Consider the following 20350-nt stretch of genomic DNA (forward strand, 5'->3'; position numbering starts at 1 on the left):
TTAATTATAAACCCAATGCTCATCATAGTTTTTTAATTGGTCAGGTAAAGGTGCACCTTGAAACATACATATTCTTAACCATTTATCAGATCGTGGATCAAATTTTAAAGCTCCAAAAAATGATAATTTTAATCTCAACATATCAATTGGTACAATTGTTTTACCAATTGTATTGTCCTGTATCTCTGAATAAGGAAATTTTTCAACTATAAATGCTCTTCTAACAATATGTCTCAATTCATTATTGGTTGATAAAAATTTAGCAATAGTCCAATTATTATTAACTTTTAATAATAAGTCGTGTAACTGCTTAATGTCTCGAGCGATTGCAAGAGGTTGCTCTAATTCCGCACCCATTTCATCAAATCTATTTGCTAACCTTGGCTCCTCTTTATTTTTTGAAATAAACCAAAAATTTAAATTATTTTCATCTTTAGTAAAATCTATAGTTAAGATATCTGGATATTTTTTTTCTAAAATCAGCTTTAAATCTTCTACTGTTCGCTCAGTTGGAATATTAAAATATTTTTCCTCTTCAGAGCTCATTTCTTTAATTAAAGGTAAAACAATATCATCATAAGGCTCCATCATCATTGAGACAACATATTCGATGCACTCCTCACAATATTTTTTTTCTAAATGTAGGTACAATTCATTAAAAGCATAATCTTGCTCAAAATTAAAATTGTTATCTAAGTATATAATAAATTCATTAAGGTCTTTTAGTAGAGATTTAATCTTATTGATTTGATATTCGCTTTCTGTATTCCAAGAAGTAATATTCTTTATTGACTTTTTTAAACATTCTAAAAAAACTTTCTGGTTTTTTTTTGATATTTTTTTTATTTCTCTAATCTTTTTTAGAGCAATTTCTCTTGCAGATATCCAATTATTTAAAAGTGTTGGATGATTAACGATAAATGGAGCCATACCAAGCCCAGTTGAATTTCCAATGCCCAAGCTTTTACAAATATTTTCATCAAGCTTTACTGCCTTTTTTGGATTTTTAATTTTTGCAACATGATTGACTTGATCAAAAGTAAATTGTCGAACTAAATAAACCAACATCATTTCTAGTCTAAAAGGTCCATATATCTCTTCTCTATCTTTAATTCTAAATCTATCTGCTAATCCAAATTTACCTGACCCATAAACTGCAGTAGTTCTGTATAAATATCCGACACTATTTAGTAAATTTCTGTCAGGTTGTTTGCCTTCACTTAAGTTTTCAACAACATGATTAAAAACTCTTACTGATTTATTTGCTCTAGATAGTGTTAATTCTTTAAAAGAAAGTCTTCCAAATTCTTGCTTTGGAACTTCATTTCTTAAACGTTCAATATCTTGTTTTGTAGGAATGCCATCATGTAGTGTGAAAGCAGCATCCCACTTTGTAGCTATAACTCTATCTGATCTTTCATTTTCATCCAATTCGTTCGCAAAACAAATTAAAGAATAAACTCTATTTTTTTTTTTAAATGAATAAACTGCTATTCCATACCCATGTTCATCTAATTCAAATAAATCTCTTTTATAATCCCAGTCTTTAAATTCATTTAAAAAACTTCTTAAAAATGAAAGTTTAGATTGATGAAATGATCCAAGTCTAGATAGTTTCATCACTACATTGGGATCTCTTAGCTCAACATTCATCAATTCATACCTTTATAAAAATTATACCAATTATTTCCTAAAATTCCGTTTACTTCATTTTCTGAAAAACCAACTTTTTCAAGGCCATCTTCTATATTTTTAAAACCTCTTGCATCTAAAAACCATTTTGGTTGCTCAGGAAAACCTGGTTTGTTTTTAGAACCTTCTCCATAATTTCTACTTTTTGTCCAGGTACCATTTCTCATCCACTCAACAACAGTGTCTGGTTGATTCAAACAAAGGTCAGAACCAATTCCAATACATTCTGCCCCTATTATTTCAGCAGTTTTTGCTGCCATTTCACAAAAACTATTTAACGTACAATTTGTGCCATTTTTTAAATGATGTGAATAAAGAGACAGTCCTAACATTCCTTTATTTTTTGACAAAATTTTTAAAAGTTCATTAGATTTATTTCTTTTTGCTGGGTGCCAAAACGACGGATTTGCATGAGTGATTGCAATTGGTTTTTCACTTATATTAATTGCATCAATTGTACTCTTTTCTGCAGAATGAGACATGTCAATTACAAATCCTAGTCTATTCATTTCTTTAATTACTTCTCTTCCAAAATTTGTAACTCCACTATCAGTATTTTCATAACAGCCTGTGGCTAGTAACGATTGATTATTATAAGTTAATTGCATAAATCTACAGCCAAGATCATATACCTTTTCAACCAAACCAATATCGTCTTCTATAGGAGAACAATTTTGAAAACCAAAAAATATTGCAGTTTTATTTTCTAATTTTGCTTTTTCAATATCTTTAAAATCTTTACCATGAAATATAAGGTCTGAATTTTTTGTAAAATGATCTTCCCATTGTTTAACTACTGTTTTTAACTCATCAAAATCTTCATGATAAACAATAGTTACGTGTATCGCATCAAGACCTGCTTCCCTATTAATCTTAAAAACTTCTCTAGACCAGTTACAGTATTGCAAGTTATCAATTTTGAAATTCATAATGATTTTATTTGTTAACAAGAATATCAATAAGTTGGATAAATTCTATTAATTTTATTGAAATATTTAGCTTAATTTGAAATAACAATTTAAGTTAAAATGTAATTAGATTAAATGAGCAAAAACAATAAAAAAAAAGTATCAATTGTAATGGGTAGTCAATCTGACTTTAAAACCATGACATTTTGTGAAAAAGTGCTTAAAAAATTAAATATAAAATATGAAACTAAAATCATATCAGCTCATCGAACACCAGATCGAATGTATCAATATGCTAAAGATGCAGAAAAAAATAATATAGCAGTTATTATAGCTGGTGCTGGTGGTTCGGCTCATTTGCCAGGAATGATTTCTGCACTCACATCAATACCAGTGTTGGGAGTTCCAATTGAAAGTAAAAAACTCAAAGGATTAGATAGTCTTTTATCAATAGCTCAAATGCCAAAAGGTATACCAGTGGGTACTTTAGCAATTGGTGAGGATGGTGCCATTAATGCTTCGTTGTTAGCAGCATCTATAATTGGAATAAATGATCTTGGTGTTAAAAAAAAATTAGATCAATGGCGATCAAGTCAAAGTAAAGCTGTTAAAAAAAAACCAAAATAATTTATATATGTTTAAACCAACTCTTGGAATAATAGGTGGAGGTCAATTAGGTAGTATGCTAGCGGTTGCAGCAAAGAAATTAGAAGTTAAAACTGTTATTTTTTGTGATGATGTAGACGCTCCTGCTCAACAATTTGCTAATGATTTTGTTCATGGAGAATATAATGATCAAAATAAGATTAAAGAATTCATTAGCAAAGTTGATGTTATTACTTATGAATTTGAAAATATTCCTTATGAGACACTAAAAGAAATCAATAAGATAAAACCTGTTTTGCCAAAACCTTCAGTTAATAGAATAATTCAACATAGATTAGCAGAAAAAGATTTCATTAATAATTTGAATATTAGAACTACAAGATACGTTTCAATTGAAAAAAAATCTGAAATAGAGTCTGTTGAGGATCTTTTGCCTGGAATTCTTAAAACTGTAACTTTAGGGTATGATGGCAAAGGTCAACATCCAATTCAAAATTTACAAAATTTAAATTCTCTGAATATTGATTATTCAAAAGGTTATATTTTAGAAAAATTGGTCAAACTTAAAAAAGAAATTTCAATTATTATTACAAGGTTTGGTGTTCGAAAATACGAAATATATGAACCTATTGAAAATGTACATGAAGATCAAATTTTAAGAAGCTCTAAAATACCAGCAGAGATTAATGAAAAAATATTAGAACAATCAAAATTATGGGCAAAACAAATTGCTGAAGAACTAAAGTATGTGGGAACTTTGTGTGTTGAGTTTTTCATAGACAGAAATGAAAATTTATATGTAAATGAAATAGCACCACGAGTGCATAACTCTGGCCATTTAACTATTAATGCCTATAATATTAGTCAGTTTGAAAACCATATAAGAGCTGTTTGTAAATTAGATCAACTACCTATTAAAAAGATTTCTGATGCCCAAATGTTAAATATAATTGGAAATCAAATAATTAATTATAGAGACAAGAAATATGCTGAAAATGAATTTTTCTTTGACTATTTAAAAAAAGAAATTAAAGAAAAAAGAAAAATGGGCCATTTAACAACTTTAACTAGTTAAAAGATTTTCATGTTAAAATCAATTGAAGGTAATTTTGATCATCCAGAGGTTAATTCACTTTTGGTTAAGCATTTTATAGAACTGAGATCTGTATCACCAGAGGGAAGTGCTCATGTACTTGATATCGCAGGATTAAAAAATCCTACTATAAAATTTTGGAGCTTATGGGAAGATGAGGAATTAATGGGTTGCGGAGCTCTTAAATTTTTAGATAAAGAACATGGTGAGTTTAAATCTATAAGAGTTAATGATAAATTTAGAGGCAAAGGCAATGGAATAAAGGTTATCAATCACCTAATTTTTGAGGCTAAAAAGTTAAATATTAAGAAATTAAGCCTGGAAACTGGATCAGGTGTTTTCTTTAAAAATGCTAGAAAACTTTTTAACCAATCTGGATTTAAAGTTACTGGGCCCTTCTCGCACTATAAAGAAGACGTCAATTCAGTTTATATGAGCATGCTAATAAACAACTAAAAAAGTTTAAATTAGATAAATATTCTATTTTTTGTTGACAAAACCTCAATAAATCTAAACAAAGCGATAATTACTTAATTATAAGTAATAAAAAGTAACATAACAAAAAGTAAGAAGATAAATATGAGTCTACAAGGAAAAGTAAAATGGTTCAATCCAACTAAAGGTTTTGGTTTTATTGAAAGAGAAGATAAAGAAAAAGATGTATTCGTTCACGTTTCAGCTGTAAGAGATGCTGGTATGAATGGTTTAGATGAAGGTCAAGCTTTGACTTTCGATGTTGAAGATGGTCCAAAAGGTCCTTCTGCAGTAAATTTAAAAACTGCATAATTTTCACACTTTTTATTGGCTGCAATTTTTTAATTAAATTAATTTTTTAATTATTTAGCTAAATATTTCAGCCAATACCAATCAGTATTTTTTAAGAAAATTAATTACTATTGAATTAAATTCATCAGGCTTCTCTAAATGAACATTGTGAGAGCAGCCATCAACTATTCTAAGATCGCTATTTATAATATTTTCTTTTAAAGTTTCTACTTGATTGAAGTTATAGGCTTTGTCTTGATCTCCCCAAATTATCAAAGTTTCATTCTTAATATTTTTTAAATTTTCAATACCACTCCAATTTTTCATAGCAACAAGCGCATTGTCTGCAGCCTCTAAAGAAGTTTGCTTGCCCGCCTCTTCACATAAATAAAAATATTTAGATTTATCCTCTTCAATGAACCATGTTTTTGCAATTCTATAAGCTGTATTATCCAGTCCATTAGTTTTTAGCTTTTCTCTAGAAACATCTATAGTTTCAAATCTACCAGGCATATTCCCTCTTGGTCCTGTACCATAACAAATTAACTTTAAGATTTTTTCACCTGCTAACTTAACCATTTCTTGTACAATCATGCCGCCCATTGAGTGACCTAATAAATAAAAGTGTTCTATTTTCTTTTTTTCTAAAGAGGTCAATATAGATTTAGCCATATCTTCAATTGAATTGCATGATTTAACTTTATTGCTTTTTCCAAAACCTGGTAGTGCTGGAGCTAAAACTCTAAAATTATTTTTAAAAAAGTCTGTTTGTAAAGTCCACATTTCAGAAGATCCTAAAAAACCATGCACTAACACCAGTGGCGTACCACTTCCAACATCTTCAATAAATATATCTTGCATATTCATATTTTATTAATAATGATCCAATATAACAATTTAATAATAAGTAACTAACAAGTATGACAAATAGAAAAATAACTGACCTCTACAATGTTGAATTCACTCCATTTGATAATTATGGGGTTGTTGTGCCTGGAATGAGTTGGCATAAAATAAGTTATAATAAAGAAAATGGTGGTAATGGAACTTATCTTTTAAAAATGGAGCCAAATGCAAAAAGTTTACCCCATGTTCATACGGGTTTTGAAGAGTTTTTGATGTTAGAGGGTGAGTTAACTGATCCAGATAACAGAGTTTTTAAAAAAGGTGATTTTGTTACTTTCGAACCGGGCTCTACACATTCGTCTTATACTAAAGATGGTTGCTTAATTTTAGTTTTTATGAGAGGTATCAACAAACCTCTTTAGGAAATATTAAATAAATTTAATAAAAATATATATTTATGATTGGAATTTTAGGCGGAATGGGAACTCAAGCTGGACTTGATTTTTGCAATAAACTTGCAATGTTAAATAGAGGAAAAAGTGATCAAGAATACCCTTTATTCATACTTTACAACAAATCAAATATTCCTGGAAGACCAGAGTCTATAGGTGTTCAAACTAAATCATTATCTTCAATTCCAAGGAACTCTAAAAATACAAAAAAATATAATAGCGTTTTAAAAAGTTTGCTAGAGGGTTGTAAATCATTAGAAAAAAGTGGGTGCAAATTTATTGTTATACCCTGTAATACTGCACATTATTGGTATGAAGATTTAAAGAAAAAAATCAAGATACCTGTCATTAATATGCCTAAAGAAGTTTTTACACAAACAAAAAAAAGTTGTAAAAAAAATTCTAAAATTGGGCTTCTTGCAACAGAAGGAACATTAAAAACAGAGATTTATGATAAAATTTTTAAAAAAGATTTTGAATTAATTAAACCTTCAAACAATTTACAAACAAGTTCAGTAAACAAAACTATCAAACATGTAAAAATGGGGAATATAAAATTGGCAGAAAAAACTATCAAGCCTGCAATTAAATATTTAATTAAACAAAAGTGTGAAAAAATAATACTTGGATGTACCGAGATACCTATAGCAATTTTTGCTTATAAATCTCTACAGAATGCTAAAGTTTCAAAATTGTATCTTGATCCTAATTTAATATTAGCCAACTCATGTATGGCAAGATATAAAAAATAGATAATGAACACAAAAGTCAAAAAGCCATATGTTATATATATGGCTGAAATTATTTACTCCTACGTTTCCATCGAAAAAAACAAATATCCAGAAATCGATGTAAAACAAGCTATTAATAAATTCATGGAAACTAATGAATTTGCAAAGTTAAGTACTGGTGCATTGCATGATGAATGGTTTAGTGAATTAAAGAAAAATGAATATTTAGACAAAGATACTGGAAAAAAAATACCAGATGAAACCATCAAACTTTTAGAAATTCAAAAGGATATGACTATTAAAAATTTAATTAAAATTCCTAAACTTTATGAGACTGAAAATAATACTCTCATCGAAGCATCAAATAGAGCAAACCAATTCTTATGGCGTATGTGTGAAAGTTATGAACTTTGGTGTAAAGAATCCGGCCAATCAGAGCAACTTTTATTGGGTATTACTGATTAGCTAATTGAATAATTTTACTTGTTTTTTCTATTCTATTTTTTACTAAAGTAAAAAACTCTTCCTGTTTTTCTTCTTCCTTATTTTTTTTCTTTTTATTCTCTACAAAACTTTTAATATTTTCAGTAGGAGACTTACCAGTAATTTCTTTAACTGCTTGATTAGAGCCATATGAAAGGCCAGCTTGATAGATATTACCAGAAGCAGCTAATGTATAAATAGGTCCTAATAAAGCTGTATTTTGTACACATCCATTAAGAAAAAATAGCAAAAATAATCCAGCAAATATTTTTTTTAGACTCATCATACTCCTTCAAAATATTAAGTATTTAAAAGTACAACTCAAGAGAGAAAGTGTTCATTTTGTATATTAATCGCTAATATTGATAATAAATATGACCTATAACCTTGATATGGTTAAAATTTTTCCATTCATTTTTATTATTTTGTGGTCCTCAGCTTTTGTGACGACAAAACCAATAATAGACAATAGTGATCCCTTTGCAGCATTGGCCTTTAGATTTTTTGTAGTAGCATTTGGTTTCTATATTTATTCAATTTGCACAAAACAAAAAATTTTAACTAACTCGAAAAACCTTCTGCAGTCACTTTTTAGTGGGGTGCTTTTTCATGGCGTTTATTTAGGGGGTGTTTTTTATTCAGTTTCAATTGGAATGCCCACAGGTATTGCTGCATTAATTGTAACCTTACAACCAATTTTAACCAATGCTTTAGCAGGAAAATTTTTAGGTGAAAAAGTTACTTTTATGCAATGGATTGGAGTGATCCTTGGATTTATTGGTGCTGCTTTAGTTTTAGGTTTTGATATTGGATCAAGCCTTCCTGTTTTTGGAGTGTTAGCATCTTTTGTTGCTCTTCTGGCGATTACAACTTCTACTTTATGGCAAAAAAAAATAAGCAACAATTTACCTTTGTCTGTCAGCAACATGTATCAAGCAATAGGTGGCTGTTCTTTTCACATAATAATTATTTTAATTTTTAGTGAACCTTATATTAATTTTACATCCACATTCTTAATAGCAATGAGTCACCAAATATTTCTTGTATCTTTTGGAGCATTTACAATCTTAATGTTTTTAATTAAAAATAACTCAGCAAGTAAAACTGTTTCTATATTTTTTTTAATACCACCAACTACAGCAATAATGGCCTGGTTATTTTTAAATGAAAAATTAAATAATCTAGATTTAATTGGTTTTGCTGTGGCAACTCTTGGTGTTTATATAGCAACAAGAAATCAATAAATTTTTAAACTCCTTTATAGCCAAACTCTAAGCAAGCATCAGTAATTGAATGGTAAAAAGATTCTCCAAAACTTCTTAATGTTAACATTCTAACTTTATCTGGATTGTCATCTAACATATCAATTGTAACCGACATTCCGTTATAAATTGAATTTAAACATGTATCTTTTTTTAATTCATTAAAATTAAAAGGACATCCCTTTTTTAAAATCTCTTTTGTATTGTTTCCCTCTATTTGAATTATTGCTCTGCTATGAGATATATCTGTTATAGCAAAATCTGTTACTGGTAATTTTTCATTAATTTCTTTTATAGTTTCTTTTTTTGAAGAAACTAAAAGCCAGTTATTTGGGCCATTCCATAAAATTCTTGTATTAATGTTACAGCTTATATTTAGAGCTTCGTTTTTTAAGTTCAGATTATCTAACCTAATATTTTCAATAGCTATTGTAGAACTACTATATTTAAAAATTTGAATAATTAGAAAATCAGTTAATTCACTTACTTTTAACAACTCATTATCATTTTTTCCTTCATGATCACCAAATAAACCTTTGATATGAGTATTTTTTAAAGCAGAAATTGAGCTCATGACCTTACCCTTTCACCTTTTGGATCTACATAATGTGATGAAACAATCTCAACCGGTATTGTTTTATTTTTTAAAGGTGACATTGCAAATAGTTTTTGCCCTATCATATTTTTTCCATCCTTGAGAATTGCTAAGGAAAACGGATTATCGTATTCAACACTCCAGCAAGATGCTGAAATATATCCTAATTTAGGATTTGGGATTGGAGCCGTTGCGTCTTTAACTAAATGAGATCCTTCAGGGATACTTGTTTTCTTATCAATTGGAACAACTCCTACTACTTTTTGTCTATCTTTTGCTATAAATGCTTCTCTATCTAAAGAACGTTTTCCTATAAAGTCTTTCTTTTTACTGACCAATCCTTCTAAAGAGTTGTCATAAGGAATAGTTCTACCATCAAGTTCGGATCCTGCAATGTGTCCCATTTCAATTCTTAATGTTGATAATGCTTCAGTTCCATAGGGTTGAATTTTAAATTCTTGTCCTATTTCCATTATTTTCTCCCACATAAAGTTTCCATTATCAGATTCTACATTAACTTCATAAGCAAGCTCTCCTGAAAATGAAATTCTAAAAATTCGTGCATGAACTCCAAATAAATTAGCTTCTAAATACCCCATAAAAGGCAACCCTTCATTTGAAGCATCAATATTTGGAAATAGTTTTTGCAATAAATCTCTAGATTTTGGTCCAGCGATTGCAGCTCCTGCCCATTGCTCTGTAGTTGAAACTACATTTACATTTAGTTCTGGCCATACAAGTTGTAGGTAATATTCAAGATGAGATAAAACATTTGCTGCTTGTGCTGTTGTTGTTGTCATATGATAATGGTTTTCAGAAATCCTTGTTGTTGTTCCATCATCCATAACAATTCCATCTTCTCTTAACATTACACCGTACCTTGCTTTACCAACGGGCAGTTTTAACCAAGCATTAGTATAAACTCGATTTAGTAGTTCTGCTGCATCAGGTCCTTTAATGTCAATTTTACCTAAAGTAGTTACATCACAAACTCCTACATTTGTTCTAACATTTTTAGCTTCTCTTTTGGAACCTTCAAATAAAGTTTCTTCTCCAATTTTGTAATATCTTGGTCTCAACCAAACACCCGCATCTACAAACACTGCATTATTTTTTTCATGCCAAGTGTGCATCGGTGATTTTCTTGTTGGTTTAGAATGTTTGCCAATTTCTCTTCCAACAATTGCACCAATAGTAACTGGTGTATATGGAGGTCTAAAAGTTGTATGACCTACTTCTGGCACTATTTTATTTTCGATATTTGAAACTAGTTGCAAACCGTTGAGATTACTTGTTTTTCCTTGGTCTGTAGCCATTCCTAGTGTCGTGTATCTCTTTACATGTTCTATTGATCGATAACCTTCTTTTAGTGCAATTTCTACATCGGAAACTGCTACATCGTTTTGAAAATCTAAAAATCTTTTATATGTTTTGTCTTTAGGCAAAGGTACACACCAAAATTTATCATGTGTAGTTGATTTTTTTTCCATAACTGTTGGAGTTGATGTTTTGTTTTCATTTTTAGTAATTTTTTTTGAAAGTTCATATCCACTTTCAAATGATTTTTTTAAAGTTTCTTCTAATGTGAAAGTTCCATTTGCAGCACCCAAGGTTGTTTCATTTTGTTTTGATAGTCCTGGCACGAATGCATCTATATCTTTATTAAAAGTTGTTTTATTTCCTGATTGGGAAGCTAAGTGTATTGTTGGAGTCCAAAAGCCCGAAACACAAATACAATCACAATTAATATTTTCTAAAGCTCCCAATTTTTTTTTATCATCTGAAATTTTAGCAACCTCAGCAGATTTAACTTTTTTATATCCTTTGGCTGCAACAACTACGTAAGAAAATTTAATTTGAATATTTAATTTTTTTGCTTCATCTATAATTTCAGATTTTAATTCTTTTCTCGTGTCTAAAACAACTGGATCAACTCCATTTTTTTTAAATTCTATAGCTGTTTCATATCCGCTATCATTATTAGTAAAAATTAATGGTTTTTTACCTACTAAAACCCCGTAGACTTTTAAATATTCTTTTGCAGCTGAAGACAACATCACGCCTGGTGTATCATTGTTACCAAATACTAATGGTCTTTCAATTGATCCAGATGAAATTACAACTTCTTTAGCTCTGATATACCATAATCTTTGTTTAGGATTATATTTTTTGGTTTTAGGCAAATGATCACTTAATTTTTCAGACATCACGAGCATATTGTGGTCATAATAACCAAATACTTGAGATCTATTTTTAACAATAACATTGGGCATTTCTTTAAGTTCTGAAATTATATTATCTGCCCACTCTTTTCCTGATTGATTACCAATATTAACTTCACTAGTTAACAATGATCCACCAAACCTTGGTTTATCCTCTGCTAATATAACTCTGGCTCCATTTTTAGCTGCAGCATATGCACTTGCTAAACCAGAAGGTCCTGAGCCTGCAACTAGTAAATCACAGTACTCATATTTATGCTCGTATCTCTCTTTATCATGTTTAATTGATGCTACCCCAAGTCCTGCCGCTTTTCTTATAAAAGGTTCATAAACTTTGTACCAAAAGCTTTTTGGCCACATAAAAGTTTTGTAATAAAATCCTGCAGGTAAAAATATTTTTAGAAAATTATTTATAGCTCCAATATCAAAATTAACACTTGGCCAGCAATTGACACTGTTAGCTTCTAAGCCTTCAAACAACTCTTGTTCTGTAGCTTTTATATTAGGTTCAGTTTCATTATTTCTATAGAGTTGGACAATTGCATATGGCTCGTCCACTCCCGCTCCAAAAAAGCCTCTGGGTCTATGATACTTAAAGCTTCTTCCTATTAAATGAACTCCATTAGCTAATAGGGCCGAAGCCAGTGTATCCCCTTCATAACCAAAGTATTTTTTACCATTAAATTTAAAAGAAATCTTTTTGTCTCTATTTATTAAACCAATATCATTTAATCTATAATCCTGCTTCATATTAAAGTTCTTCATTTGCTTTAACTGTTTTGAATATTTCATGAGTTGCAGTGTCTCTTTCTACTTTAATCCACTGTCTACAACCTGATATGTGTTGCCATAACTCTTTGTGTTTTCCTCTTAAGCTTTTTCTATTATAAACAAAATTATTCCAATCTTGGTCTGAAACTTCCTTATTAAGCTCTGGTCTTTTAACGGTTGCATCTCCACCATATGAAAATTCATTTTGAGATCTCATCCCACAGTGAGGACATTTAATATGGAGCATTTATGAAATCCATGTTTTAGTTCCAAGTCCTTTTTCATCTAGTAAGTGACCTGTATTAAATCTATTCAAACTATACCCAGCATTTAATTTGTGAACTCTATCTTGTGCAATTGTATGTGCGAATGTCCATCCTGATGCCGGTGTTGCTTTAAACCCACCATAACACCATCCACAATTTAAATACAATCCTTCAATATGAGTTTTATCTATTATGGGTGAACCATCCATAGACATATCCATTATCCCACCCCAAGTTCTAAGCATTTTTAGTTTGCTAAGAAACGGCATCATTGCAATTCCTTCAGTTAAAACATGTTGAAGGGTTGGAAGATTTCCTCTTTGCGCATAACTATTATAGCCATCCAAATCTCCTCCCATTACCATCTCACCTTTATCTGACTGACTTATGTAAAAATGCCCCGCACCAAAAGTTACAACTCTATCTAAAACAGGCTTAACTGGTTCTGAAACGCAAGCTTGTAAAAGATGTGTTTCAATTGGCAATGTCATATTCAATTTCTCTGCTAAAATATTTGTACTACCTGCAACACAAAGTCCAATTTTTTTAACTTTAATATCTCCACGTGAGGTTCTAACTCCCTGGATTTTTCCACTCACAACATCAAAACCTGTTACTTCACAATTTTGAATTATATCTACACCCATAGAATCTGCTTGTCGTGCATATCCCCAAGCTACTGCATCATGACGAGCAGTACCTGCACTTGGTTGCATCAATCCACCGAATATAGGAAACCTTACATTGTCTGAAAAGTCAGCCATTGGAATAATTTCTCTCACTTCTTCTCTATTTAATAAAACTGCGTCGATACCATTTAATCGCATTGAGTTTCCTCTTCTTGCAAAAACATTCATCTGGGCATCTGAGTGAGCAAGGTTAATAATTCCTCTTGGGGAAAACATTACATTGTAATTTAAATCCTGACTCATCTTTCTCCACAAATCCATTCCAAACTCACTAAATAAAGCGTTATCATCATGCATGTAGTTTGATCTAATAATTGTAGTATTTCTTCCAACATTTCCACCTCCTATCCATCCTTTTTCAATAATGGCGACATTGGTAATATTGTGCTCTTTTGCTAAATAATAAGCGGTTGCTAGACCATGTCCGCCTCCACCAATTATGACAACATCATACTCTTTTTTAGGAGTAGGATCTTTCCAGGCTAAATCCCAATTTTGATGACCAGAAAAAGCATTTTTGATCAAATTAAATATAGAATATTTTTGCATTAAATAATTTTATACAAACGAATATAAATAGTTCTTATTTTTTTTATATATATTTTTTAGAAGTTTCCAAAAAATTATAATAGGATATCAATTGAGCATTAAAAATTAATTTTATAGGAGTTTTAAATGAGCGAAGTTAAGTCAGACATTCAAATAGCTAGAGAAGCTAAAATGCAACCTATAAATGATATTTTAGCCAAGATAAATGTACCTGATGAAAGTGCTGCTTTTAGTCCAATGGGAAGGCACATTGCAAAAATTAATTTAGAATATTTAGATACTTTAAAAAATAAACCAAATGGAAAACTTGTATTAGTGACAGCAATCACTCCTACTCCAGCTGGTGAGGGAAAAACAACAACTTCAGTTGGTTTAAATGATGGATTAAATAAAATTGGAAAAAAATCTATTGTTTGTTTAAGAGAACCAAGCCTTGGTCCTTCTTTTGGAATGAAAGGTGGAGCAGCAGGTGGTGGTTATGCTCAAGTAGTTCCAATGGAACAAATTAATTTACATTTTACTGGAGATTTTCATGCAATAACATCAGCTCATAATTTGCTGTCAGCCTTAATTGATAATCATATCTATTGGGGAAATAAATTAGACATCGATGTTAGAAGAATTGTTTGGAAAAGAGTAATAGATATGAACGATCGTTCTTTAAGATCTATAAATATAAACTTAGGTGGAGTTGCAAATGGTTTTCCAAGAGAAGATGGTTTTGATATAACTGTTGCATCTGAAATCATGGCAATCTTTTGCTTATCAAATGATTTAGAAGATTTAGAAAAGAGAATAGGAAATATTACAATTGCCTATACTAGAGATAGAAAACCTATATATGCTAAAGATTTAAAAGCACAAGGTCCAATGACAGTATTATTAAAAGATGCAATTAGACCTAATGTGACTCAAACTTTAGAAAATAATCCTGCAATTATTCATGGTGGCCCTTTTGCAAACATTGCTCATGGTTGTAATTCTGTAATTGCTACAAAGACTGGATTAAAACTTGCTGACTATGTTGTTACAGAGGCTGGATTTGGTGCAGACCTTGGTGCAGAAAAATTCCTTGATATTAAATGTAGAAAATCAGATCTAAAACCTAGTTGTGTAGTAATTGTTGCAACTATTAGAGCATTAAAAATGCATGGTGGTGTAGCAAAAGATGATCTTAAAACAGAAAATGTAGAAGCTTTAAAAAAAGGTTTAGTTAACCTTAAAAGACATGTGGAAAATGTAAAGAAATTTGGTTTACCAGTTGCAGTAGCAGTTAACCATTTTATTAAAGATACAGATAACGAAGTAAAAGCCTTAATAGAATTTTGTGACACTATTGGAGTGAAAGCAAGTCTCTGTACTCATTGGGCAAATGGTGGTGATGGTACAAAAGAGCTTGCAAGTCATGTTGCTGAATTATGTGAGAAAAATGAAGATAAATTCAAATTCTTATATGAAAGCAAAACTCCTCTATTTAAAAAAATAGAAACTATTGCAAAAGAAATTTATAGAGCAGATGAGGTTATTGCTGATACTAAAATTAGAGATCAATTAAAAAGCTTTGAAGATGCTGGGTATGGAGAATTCCCAATTTGTATTGCAAAAACTCAATACAGTTTTTCAACAGATCCGAGCTTAAAAGGCGCGCCAACAGGACACTCTTTGCCAATCAGGGAGATTAAACTTTCTTCTGGAGCAGAGTTTATAGTGGTTATATGTGGAGCAGTGATGACGATGCCTGGGCTACCAAGAGTTCCAGCAGCAGACTCGATTAAGCTAAATAAAGACGGTGAAATTGAAGGTCTATTTTAGAAACTATTTACGTAAATAATTAAGCCAGTTTCTAACTTCACATGTCCTATTATTAAAATCTAATAGTTCGTTTTGAGATTTTATGTAAGAGATATGGTTTTCATACTCTTCTTCATTTAAAAAATTTTTATTTACAAATAGTCGTTCTTTACGACCTTCAATAAGTTTAAGCATCTGCAAGTACTCATAATCAGGATGATACTGTAGGCCAATAATTTCAGAGTTTCCTGCATTAAAACTAACACCCATTACATTGTTAACTTTATCACTTGATAGAAGAATAGCATTTTTTGGTAATTCACTTACTTCATCAAAATTAAATGCTGGTGATGTAAAAATCTTTTTTTTATCTTTGTAAATAAAATGCTTCTCACCTTCATTATTAATAATTACATCCGACGCAATTCCAATGTGAGCACCTTTTTTTCCAGGGTTTACTTTGCCCCCAGCCGCTGTTGTGCAGACTTGTAACCCCCAACAAATAGCTAAAATCTTTTTTTTTTGAGTAAAACAATTTGATGCAAAATTAATATGTTTCTTAATCACATCTGTCATATCATTTATTCGCATTGCACCACCTGTAAAGACAATACCATTATATTTACTCATGTCTTTTAGAGCATTCGTTGTCTCATCATCATGACCAGGATTTATAATTTCAGTAATTGTAGATGGTTCTATTTTTAAAATTAAGTTTTTTAAGTTATCTGCTGCAGAAGCACCAGCTGCTTTAATAAAAAATTCACTATCTTCTTTAATATTTCCTTCAACAATTAAAATGCTCAAATTACTCATTTAAATAATTCACCTGTCATACTGTGCTGGTACATTATCCTCATATCATTCTCAGTTAATTTTTTTGGATTTCCTCCAGTAGATGGGTCTGCTAAAGCCATTTTTGATAATCTATCAATATCAAAATCTTTTTCATCAATCACTTCTGATAATTTATGAGGCATATCTAGTTTTTTTCTTAAATCTAAAACCCAGTTAACAAAACCGTCAAATGATCTATCTTTAAGTTTTAAATAATCAGAAATCTTAATTATCTTCTCTTCGATAACATCTTTATTAAATGTTAAAACATAGGGCATGAATATTGCATTCGATAAACCATGATGAATATTATTTAATGCATTTACTGGGTGACTTAATGAATGAATTGCTCCTAGTCCTTTTTGAAATGCTGTTGACCCCATACTAGCAGCTGTTAGCATGTTTTGCCTTGCTTCAATATTTGATCCATTGTTAACTGCTTCAAGTAACCATTCATTAATTAATCTCATTCCCTCTAAAGCAATTCCATCAGCCATAGGGTGGTATCCTGGAGCACAATATGCTTCCAGGTTATGAGCTAGTGCATCCATACCAGTTGCAGCTGTAATCTTTGCAGGTAATCCAACTGTTAAAACTGGGTCCAAAATAACTATTGAAGGTAAAAATTTAGGATGGAAAATAATATTTTTTATACCCGTTTCTTCATTTAATATTACTGATGCTCGTCCTGTTTCAGAACCAGTGCCTGCAGTTGTGGGTACAGCAATAATTGGTGCAATTTTATCAGGGTTTGCTTTGGTCCAGTTATCACCAACATCCTCAAAATCCCAAATAGACTGTGTTTGACCCGACATAAATGCGATAGCTTTACCAACATCTAAGCCACTACCTCCACCAAAAGCTATTACTCCATCACAATTATTTTTATTATAATAATCAGCGCCTTCAGTTACATTGGTGCCAGTTGGGTTACCAACAACATTTGAATATAACTCAACCAAAATCCCATTTTCTTTTAGGTTATTTAAAACATTATTTACAATTTTTGATTTAGCTAGACCACTATCTGTTACTAACAATGGTTTATTAATATTTAAAGTTTTACAAGCAATACTTAAATCTTTAACTCTGTTTTTTCCAACCCACATGGTTGTTGGATAATTCCAATTTGAATTCATGAGTTAATCTCTTTCTAATTTTTATTTTTTTTAATTTCCTCTTCACAAAACTTTTTAGCTTCTTCAAGATCAACAATTTTAGATTTAGATAATTTTTGGCTTCCTGCTAAACAGGCATCTACAGCTCTTTTGAGATTATGATCGCTAAAATTTAAAATAACTACCATTCCAAGCACTATAAAAAAAAATATTAATATATTTTTTACCATTTAATTTCTAATTTTTTATTTTCACAAATAGTTTTTAACATACTAAACATAAGTGGGAAGTCCTTTTGATCAAGTTCTTCTAAAATTTTTGGTCCAATCTCTAAAGCAAGTTGTGCGCCTTCAACTGTAATATTTTTCATAAACTTTTCTTTAGCATCTTTATAAAGATAGCCTTCTCCTAAATATTTACCCATTAAACTATTTCTTCCACCTATTGCACTGACATATAAATCACCCAAGCCAGCTAAGCCATAAACTGTATCTGTTTTGCCTCCATAGTAAGAAACAAATTCTACCATCTCAGAAATTGATCTATGAATTAATGAAGCAGATGTGTTCAAATAATATTTAGATTGAATTTCTTTTGAAGCTTTAGAGTTACTCAATCCCTCAGAAGCCCCAATCAACATTGAATATATATTCTTAATTGCACCAGCTAATTCTACACCTGTTAAATCATCTGAAGTTTCTGTTGAGTAATAATCGGTTGATATAAATTTTTTTAGTTTTTCAGTTTCTTTAATGTTTGGATTGGCAATAACTGTACCTGTTCTCATTTTATTTGCAAGACCGGCTGCCAAACAGGGGCCTTTAATCGCTGAAACGTTTACTTCAGTTTGACCTTGATTTTTTAGAAGTTTTTTAATTTTATCCGACAGTGTTATTAATTCATTATCCTCTATAGCCAAACCTTTTGTTAATAAAATAATGGGAATATTTTTTTTATAATTTTTCGATATTTGATTAACAAACCATTCAATTCCTATAGAACTAACTCCAGCAACAATTATATCTACCTTATTTTCAAGTATTGATTGTAATTTTTCAAATTTTTCAACCTTCAATTCTGATGGTAATTTAATATTTAAAGCTGGATGGAAATTATTATTTAATTGAATTTTATTTATTAAATCATCTTCTAAATGTGTACCAACAAGTGTTACTTTATTCTTGTTTTCAAGACATGGAACAGCAAATGCTGACCCCATTGCTCCAGCACCAATAATAATAATTTTTTTCATAATACTGTATTTTTTTATATTAATTTTTAGCATTTTGTTGATAAAGTACAGTTATAAATTAATTAGGAAGAAGCGATTTTATGACAAAAGTAGCAATTATTGGTGCTGGGCCTTGTGGTTTATCTGCTTTGAGATCTTTTGAACAAGCTGAAAAAAAAGGTGAAAAGATACCTGAAATAGTTTGTTTTGATAAACAAGAAGATTGGGGAGGATTATGGAATTACAGTTGGAGAACAGGTTCTGATCAATACGGTGACCCTGTACCTAATAGTATGTATCGATATCTTTGGTCAAACGGTCCTAAAGAATGTCTAGAGTTTGCAGATTATTCATTTGATGAACACTTTGGAAAACCAATTCCATCTTTTCCACCTAGAGAAGTATTGTACGATTATATTTTAGGTAGAGTTAAAAAAGGAAATTTAAAAGATAAAGTCAAATTTAATACGTCTGTTACCAATGTTTTTTATAATGGTAAAAGTTTTGAAGTTTCTTATCGAGACAAGATAAATAATAAAATTTTAAAAGATATATTTGATTATGTGATTGTATCAACGGGTCATTTTTCAGTCCCATTCATTCCAGAATATCCAGGAATGAAATCATTTCCTGGAAGAATAATGCATTCTCATGACTTTAGAGATGCAGAAGAATTCAGAGGAAAAAATGTTGTTGTCTTGGGAAGTAGTTATTCTGCTGAAGATGTTGCTCTTCAGTGTCATAAATATGGAGCAAAAAGTGTAACCATAGGCTACAGACATAATCCAATGGGATTTAAGTGGCCTAAAGGAATGAAGGAAGTTTTTCACTTAGATAGACTTGAGGGCAATAAAGCAATTTTTAAGGACGGTCATGAACAAGAAACAGATGCTGTTATTCTTTGCACTGGCTATCTTCACCATTTCCCTTTTTTATCTGAAGATCTTAAACTTAAAACTAGCAATAGATTGTATCCACCAAAATTATATAAAGGTGTTGTTTGGCAAAATAATCACAAACTAATGTATTTAGGTATGCAAGATCAGTTTCATACTTTCAATATGTTTGATTGTCAGGCTTGGTATGCGCGAGATGTAATAATGGGAAAAATAAAAATTCCAAATGACTCAGAAATTGAAACAGACATAAATAAATGGGTATCGATGGAAGAAAAATTAGAAAATCCAGATCAAATGATTGATTTTCAAACTGAATATACCAAAGAACTCCACTCTTTATCTGATTATCCTAAAATTGATTTTGAATTAATCAGAAAACATTTTAAAGAATGGGAACATCATAAAGTTGAAAATATTATGACTTATAGAAACAAATCTTTCTCTTCACCAGTAACGGGTTCTGTTGGACCAGTTCATCATACACCATGGGAAACTGCAATGGACGACTCTTTGAAAGTTTTTTTAGATCAAAAAAAATAAGTAT

General features: G+C 30.5%; 22 protein-coding genes. 10 read left to right on the top strand and 12 right to left on the bottom strand.

Going from position 1 to position 20350, the window contains the following annotated elements; all coding sequences use genetic code 11:
• Both AC5SL8_RS04215 and AC5SL8_RS04220 read right to left on the bottom strand, forming a co-directional pair.
• The gene (locus AC5SL8_RS04215; protein WP_494579183.1) at positions 1–1653 is read right to left on the bottom strand and encodes a hypothetical protein; all 1653 of its coding nucleotides are present in this window, start codon (positions 1651–1653) and stop codon (positions 1–3) included.
• A complete protein-coding gene (locus tag AC5SL8_RS04220; protein ID WP_494579184.1) occupies positions 1653–2621 on the bottom strand; it encodes a membrane dipeptidase in 969 nt (322 codons plus the stop codon). The genes AC5SL8_RS04215 and AC5SL8_RS04220 overlap by 1 nt, the downstream gene beginning before the upstream one ends.
• 114 nt (positions 2622–2735) lie before the next feature.
• Here AC5SL8_RS04220 and purE point away from each other — a divergent pair, with 114 nt between their 5' ends.
• The 4 genes from purE (at position 2736) to AC5SL8_RS04240 (ending at position 5085) form a co-directional block, all read left to right on the top strand.
• A complete protein-coding gene (gene purE / locus AC5SL8_RS04225; protein WP_494579186.1) occupies positions 2736–3227 on the top strand; it encodes a 5-(carboxyamino)imidazole ribonucleotide mutase in 492 nt (163 codons plus the stop codon).
• Positions 3228–3234: 7 nt separating this feature from the next.
• A complete protein-coding gene (locus tag AC5SL8_RS04230) occupies positions 3235–4281 on the top strand; it encodes a 5-(carboxyamino)imidazole ribonucleotide synthase (protein ID WP_494579188.1) in 1047 nt (348 codons plus the stop codon).
• Between the two features lie 9 nt (positions 4282–4290).
• Positions 4291–4755, top strand: coding sequence for a GNAT family N-acetyltransferase (locus AC5SL8_RS04235; RefSeq protein ID WP_494579190.1), 465 nt, complete (start codon positions 4291–4293; stop codon positions 4753–4755).
• A 123-nt stretch (positions 4756–4878) separates the two neighbouring features.
• Positions 4879–5085: a cold-shock protein gene (locus tag AC5SL8_RS04240; RefSeq protein ID WP_008545539.1), complete on the top strand. Its 207-nt coding sequence runs from the start codon at positions 4879–4881 to the stop codon at positions 5083–5085.
• Between the two features lie 81 nt (positions 5086–5166).
• Here AC5SL8_RS04240 and AC5SL8_RS04245 read toward each other — a convergent pair whose 3' ends face one another.
• Positions 5167–5925, bottom strand: a complete 759-nt coding sequence (locus AC5SL8_RS04245) for an alpha/beta fold hydrolase (RefSeq protein WP_494579191.1) — start codon at positions 5923–5925, stop codon at positions 5167–5169.
• Positions 5926–5984: 59 nt separating this feature from the next.
• On the opposite strand from AC5SL8_RS04245, the gene AC5SL8_RS04250 reads away from it, so the two are divergent.
• The 3 genes from AC5SL8_RS04250 to AC5SL8_RS04260 are packed head-to-tail and all read left to right on the top strand — an operon-like array spanning position 5985 to position 7558.
• On the top strand, positions 5985–6332 hold the full coding sequence (locus tag AC5SL8_RS04250; protein ID WP_494579193.1) for a cupin domain-containing protein: 348 nt from the start codon (positions 5985–5987) through the stop codon (positions 6330–6332).
• A gap of 35 nt (positions 6333–6367) precedes the next feature.
• Positions 6368–7114 carry an aspartate/glutamate racemase family protein gene (locus AC5SL8_RS04255; RefSeq protein WP_494579195.1) on the top strand — a complete coding sequence of 249 codons (747 nt, stop codon included), beginning with the start codon at positions 6368–6370 and terminating at the stop codon, positions 7112–7114.
• A gap of 3 nt (positions 7115–7117) precedes the next feature.
• Positions 7118–7558 carry a hypothetical protein gene (locus AC5SL8_RS04260; protein WP_494579197.1) on the top strand — a complete coding sequence of 147 codons (441 nt, stop codon included), beginning with the start codon at positions 7118–7120 and terminating at the stop codon, positions 7556–7558.
• Here the strand turns inward: AC5SL8_RS04260 and AC5SL8_RS04265 are convergent.
• Positions 7548–7862, bottom strand: a complete 315-nt coding sequence (locus AC5SL8_RS04265) for a hypothetical protein (RefSeq protein WP_494579198.1) — start codon at positions 7860–7862, stop codon at positions 7548–7550. The genes AC5SL8_RS04260 and AC5SL8_RS04265 overlap by 11 nt on opposite strands.
• A 106-nt stretch (positions 7863–7968) precedes the next feature.
• Between AC5SL8_RS04265 and AC5SL8_RS04270 the strand changes: the two genes are divergently transcribed.
• Entirely contained in the window at positions 7969–8820 is an 852-nt protein-coding gene (locus AC5SL8_RS04270; protein WP_494579200.1) for a DMT family transporter, read from the top strand.
• A 4-nt stretch (positions 8821–8824) separates the two neighbouring features.
• Here AC5SL8_RS04270 and AC5SL8_RS04275 read toward each other — a convergent pair whose 3' ends face one another.
• From AC5SL8_RS04275 to AC5SL8_RS04290, 4 genes are read right to left on the bottom strand one after another with little or no spacing between them, the layout of a single operon-like run.
• Positions 8825–9412: a sarcosine oxidase gene (locus AC5SL8_RS04275; RefSeq protein ID WP_494579202.1), complete on the bottom strand. Its 588-nt coding sequence runs from the start codon at positions 9410–9412 to the stop codon at positions 8825–8827.
• Entirely contained in the window at positions 9409–12405 is a 2997-nt protein-coding gene (locus AC5SL8_RS04280) for a sarcosine oxidase subunit alpha family protein (protein ID WP_494580799.1), read from the bottom strand. The genes AC5SL8_RS04275 and AC5SL8_RS04280 overlap by 4 nt, the downstream gene beginning before the upstream one ends.
• Before the next feature lies 1 nt (position 12406).
• Positions 12407–12673: a sarcosine oxidase subunit delta gene (locus AC5SL8_RS04285; RefSeq protein ID WP_494573453.1), complete on the bottom strand. Its 267-nt coding sequence runs from the start codon at positions 12671–12673 to the stop codon at positions 12407–12409.
• The gene (locus AC5SL8_RS04290; protein ID WP_494579204.1) at positions 12674–13930 is read right to left on the bottom strand and encodes a sarcosine oxidase subunit beta family protein; all 1257 of its coding nucleotides are present in this window, start codon (positions 13928–13930) and stop codon (positions 12674–12676) included.
• A gap of 126 nt (positions 13931–14056) precedes the next feature.
• Between AC5SL8_RS04290 and AC5SL8_RS04295 the strand changes: the two genes are divergently transcribed.
• The gene (locus AC5SL8_RS04295; RefSeq protein WP_494579205.1) at positions 14057–15742 is read left to right on the top strand and encodes a formate--tetrahydrofolate ligase; all 1686 of its coding nucleotides are present in this window, start codon (positions 14057–14059) and stop codon (positions 15740–15742) included.
• 3 nt (positions 15743–15745) lie between these two features.
• Here the strand turns inward: AC5SL8_RS04295 and AC5SL8_RS04300 are convergent, their stop codons facing one another.
• Genes AC5SL8_RS04300 through AC5SL8_RS04315 form a run of 4 tightly spaced genes read right to left on the bottom strand, consistent with a single transcriptional unit; the run spans position 15746 to position 18928 of the window.
• On the bottom strand, positions 15746–16537 hold the full coding sequence (locus AC5SL8_RS04300) for a type 1 glutamine amidotransferase (protein ID WP_494579207.1): 792 nt from the start codon (positions 16535–16537) through the stop codon (positions 15746–15748).
• Complete coding sequence (locus AC5SL8_RS04305; RefSeq protein ID WP_494579209.1) at positions 16534–17697, bottom strand: iron-containing alcohol dehydrogenase; 1164 nt, start codon at positions 17695–17697, stop codon at positions 16534–16536. Before AC5SL8_RS04305 ends, AC5SL8_RS04300 begins: the two co-directional genes overlap by 4 nt.
• Positions 17698–17711: 14 nt before the next feature.
• The gene (locus AC5SL8_RS04310) at positions 17712–17906 is read right to left on the bottom strand and encodes a hypothetical protein (RefSeq protein ID WP_494579210.1); all 195 of its coding nucleotides are present in this window, start codon (positions 17904–17906) and stop codon (positions 17712–17714) included.
• On the bottom strand, positions 17900–18928 hold the full coding sequence (locus AC5SL8_RS04315) for a 2-dehydropantoate 2-reductase N-terminal domain-containing protein (protein WP_494579211.1): 1029 nt from the start codon (positions 18926–18928) through the stop codon (positions 17900–17902). Before AC5SL8_RS04315 ends, AC5SL8_RS04310 begins: the two co-directional genes overlap by 7 nt.
• 80 nt (positions 18929–19008) lie before the next feature.
• On the opposite strand from AC5SL8_RS04315, the gene AC5SL8_RS04320 reads away from it, so the two are divergent.
• The gene (locus tag AC5SL8_RS04320; RefSeq protein WP_494579213.1) at positions 19009–20346 is read left to right on the top strand and encodes a trimethylamine monooxygenase; all 1338 of its coding nucleotides are present in this window, start codon (positions 19009–19011) and stop codon (positions 20344–20346) included.
• Positions 20347–20350: the final 4 nt, after the last annotated feature.

The organism is Candidatus Pelagibacter sp. PS_41 (genome assembly GCF_059417725.1).

Coding starts and splice junctions, on each gene's coding strand:
- AC5SL8_RS04300 (WP_494579207.1), bottom strand. CDS start 16,537: ATGAGTAATTTGAGCATTTTAATTGTTGAAGGAAATATTAAAGAAGAT.
- AC5SL8_RS04285 (WP_494573453.1), bottom strand. CDS start 12,673: ATGCTCCATATTAAATGTCCTCACTGTGGGATGAGATCTCAAAATGAA.
- AC5SL8_RS04250 (WP_494579193.1), top strand. CDS start 5,985: ATGACAAATAGAAAAATAACTGACCTCTACAATGTTGAATTCACTCCA.
- AC5SL8_RS04255 (WP_494579195.1), top strand. CDS start 6,368: ATGATTGGAATTTTAGGCGGAATGGGAACTCAAGCTGGACTTGATTTT.
- AC5SL8_RS04265 (WP_494579198.1), bottom strand. CDS start 7,862: ATGATGAGTCTAAAAAAAATATTTGCTGGATTATTTTTGCTATTTTTT.
- AC5SL8_RS04290 (WP_494579204.1), bottom strand. CDS start 13,930: ATGCAAAAATATTCTATATTTAATTTGATCAAAAATGCTTTTTCTGGT.
- AC5SL8_RS04270 (WP_494579200.1), top strand. CDS start 7,969: ATGGTTAAAATTTTTCCATTCATTTTTATTATTTTGTGGTCCTCAGCT.
- AC5SL8_RS04320 (WP_494579213.1), top strand. CDS start 19,009: ATGACAAAAGTAGCAATTATTGGTGCTGGGCCTTGTGGTTTATCTGCT.
- AC5SL8_RS04230 (WP_494579188.1), top strand. CDS start 3,235: ATGTTTAAACCAACTCTTGGAATAATAGGTGGAGGTCAATTAGGTAGT.
- AC5SL8_RS04245 (WP_494579191.1), bottom strand. CDS start 5,925: ATGCAAGATATATTTATTGAAGATGTTGGAAGTGGTACGCCACTGGTG.
- AC5SL8_RS04315 (WP_494579211.1), bottom strand. CDS start 18,928: ATGAAAAAAATTATTATTATTGGTGCTGGAGCAATGGGGTCAGCATTT.
- AC5SL8_RS04295 (WP_494579205.1), top strand. CDS start 14,057: ATGAGCGAAGTTAAGTCAGACATTCAAATAGCTAGAGAAGCTAAAATG.
- AC5SL8_RS04275 (WP_494579202.1), bottom strand. CDS start 9,412: ATGAGCTCAATTTCTGCTTTAAAAAATACTCATATCAAAGGTTTATTT.
- AC5SL8_RS04215 (WP_494579183.1), bottom strand. CDS start 1,653: ATGAATGTTGAGCTAAGAGATCCCAATGTAGTGATGAAACTATCTAGA.
- AC5SL8_RS04260 (WP_494579197.1), top strand. CDS start 7,118: ATGAACACAAAAGTCAAAAAGCCATATGTTATATATATGGCTGAAATT.
- AC5SL8_RS04220 (WP_494579184.1), bottom strand. CDS start 2,621: ATGAATTTCAAAATTGATAACTTGCAATACTGTAACTGGTCTAGAGAA.
- AC5SL8_RS04310 (WP_494579210.1), bottom strand. CDS start 17,906: ATGGTAAAAAATATATTAATATTTTTTTTTATAGTGCTTGGAATGGTA.
- purE (WP_494579186.1), top strand. CDS start 2,736: ATGAGCAAAAACAATAAAAAAAAAGTATCAATTGTAATGGGTAGTCAA.
- AC5SL8_RS04305 (WP_494579209.1), bottom strand. CDS start 17,697: ATGAATTCAAATTGGAATTATCCAACAACCATGTGGGTTGGAAAAAAC.
- AC5SL8_RS04240 (WP_008545539.1), top strand. CDS start 4,879: ATGAGTCTACAAGGAAAAGTAAAATGGTTCAATCCAACTAAAGGTTTT.
- AC5SL8_RS04280 (WP_494580799.1), bottom strand. CDS start 12,405: ATGAAGCAGGATTATAGATTAAATGATATTGGTTTAATAAATAGAGAC.
- AC5SL8_RS04235 (WP_494579190.1), top strand. CDS start 4,291: ATGTTAAAATCAATTGAAGGTAATTTTGATCATCCAGAGGTTAATTCA.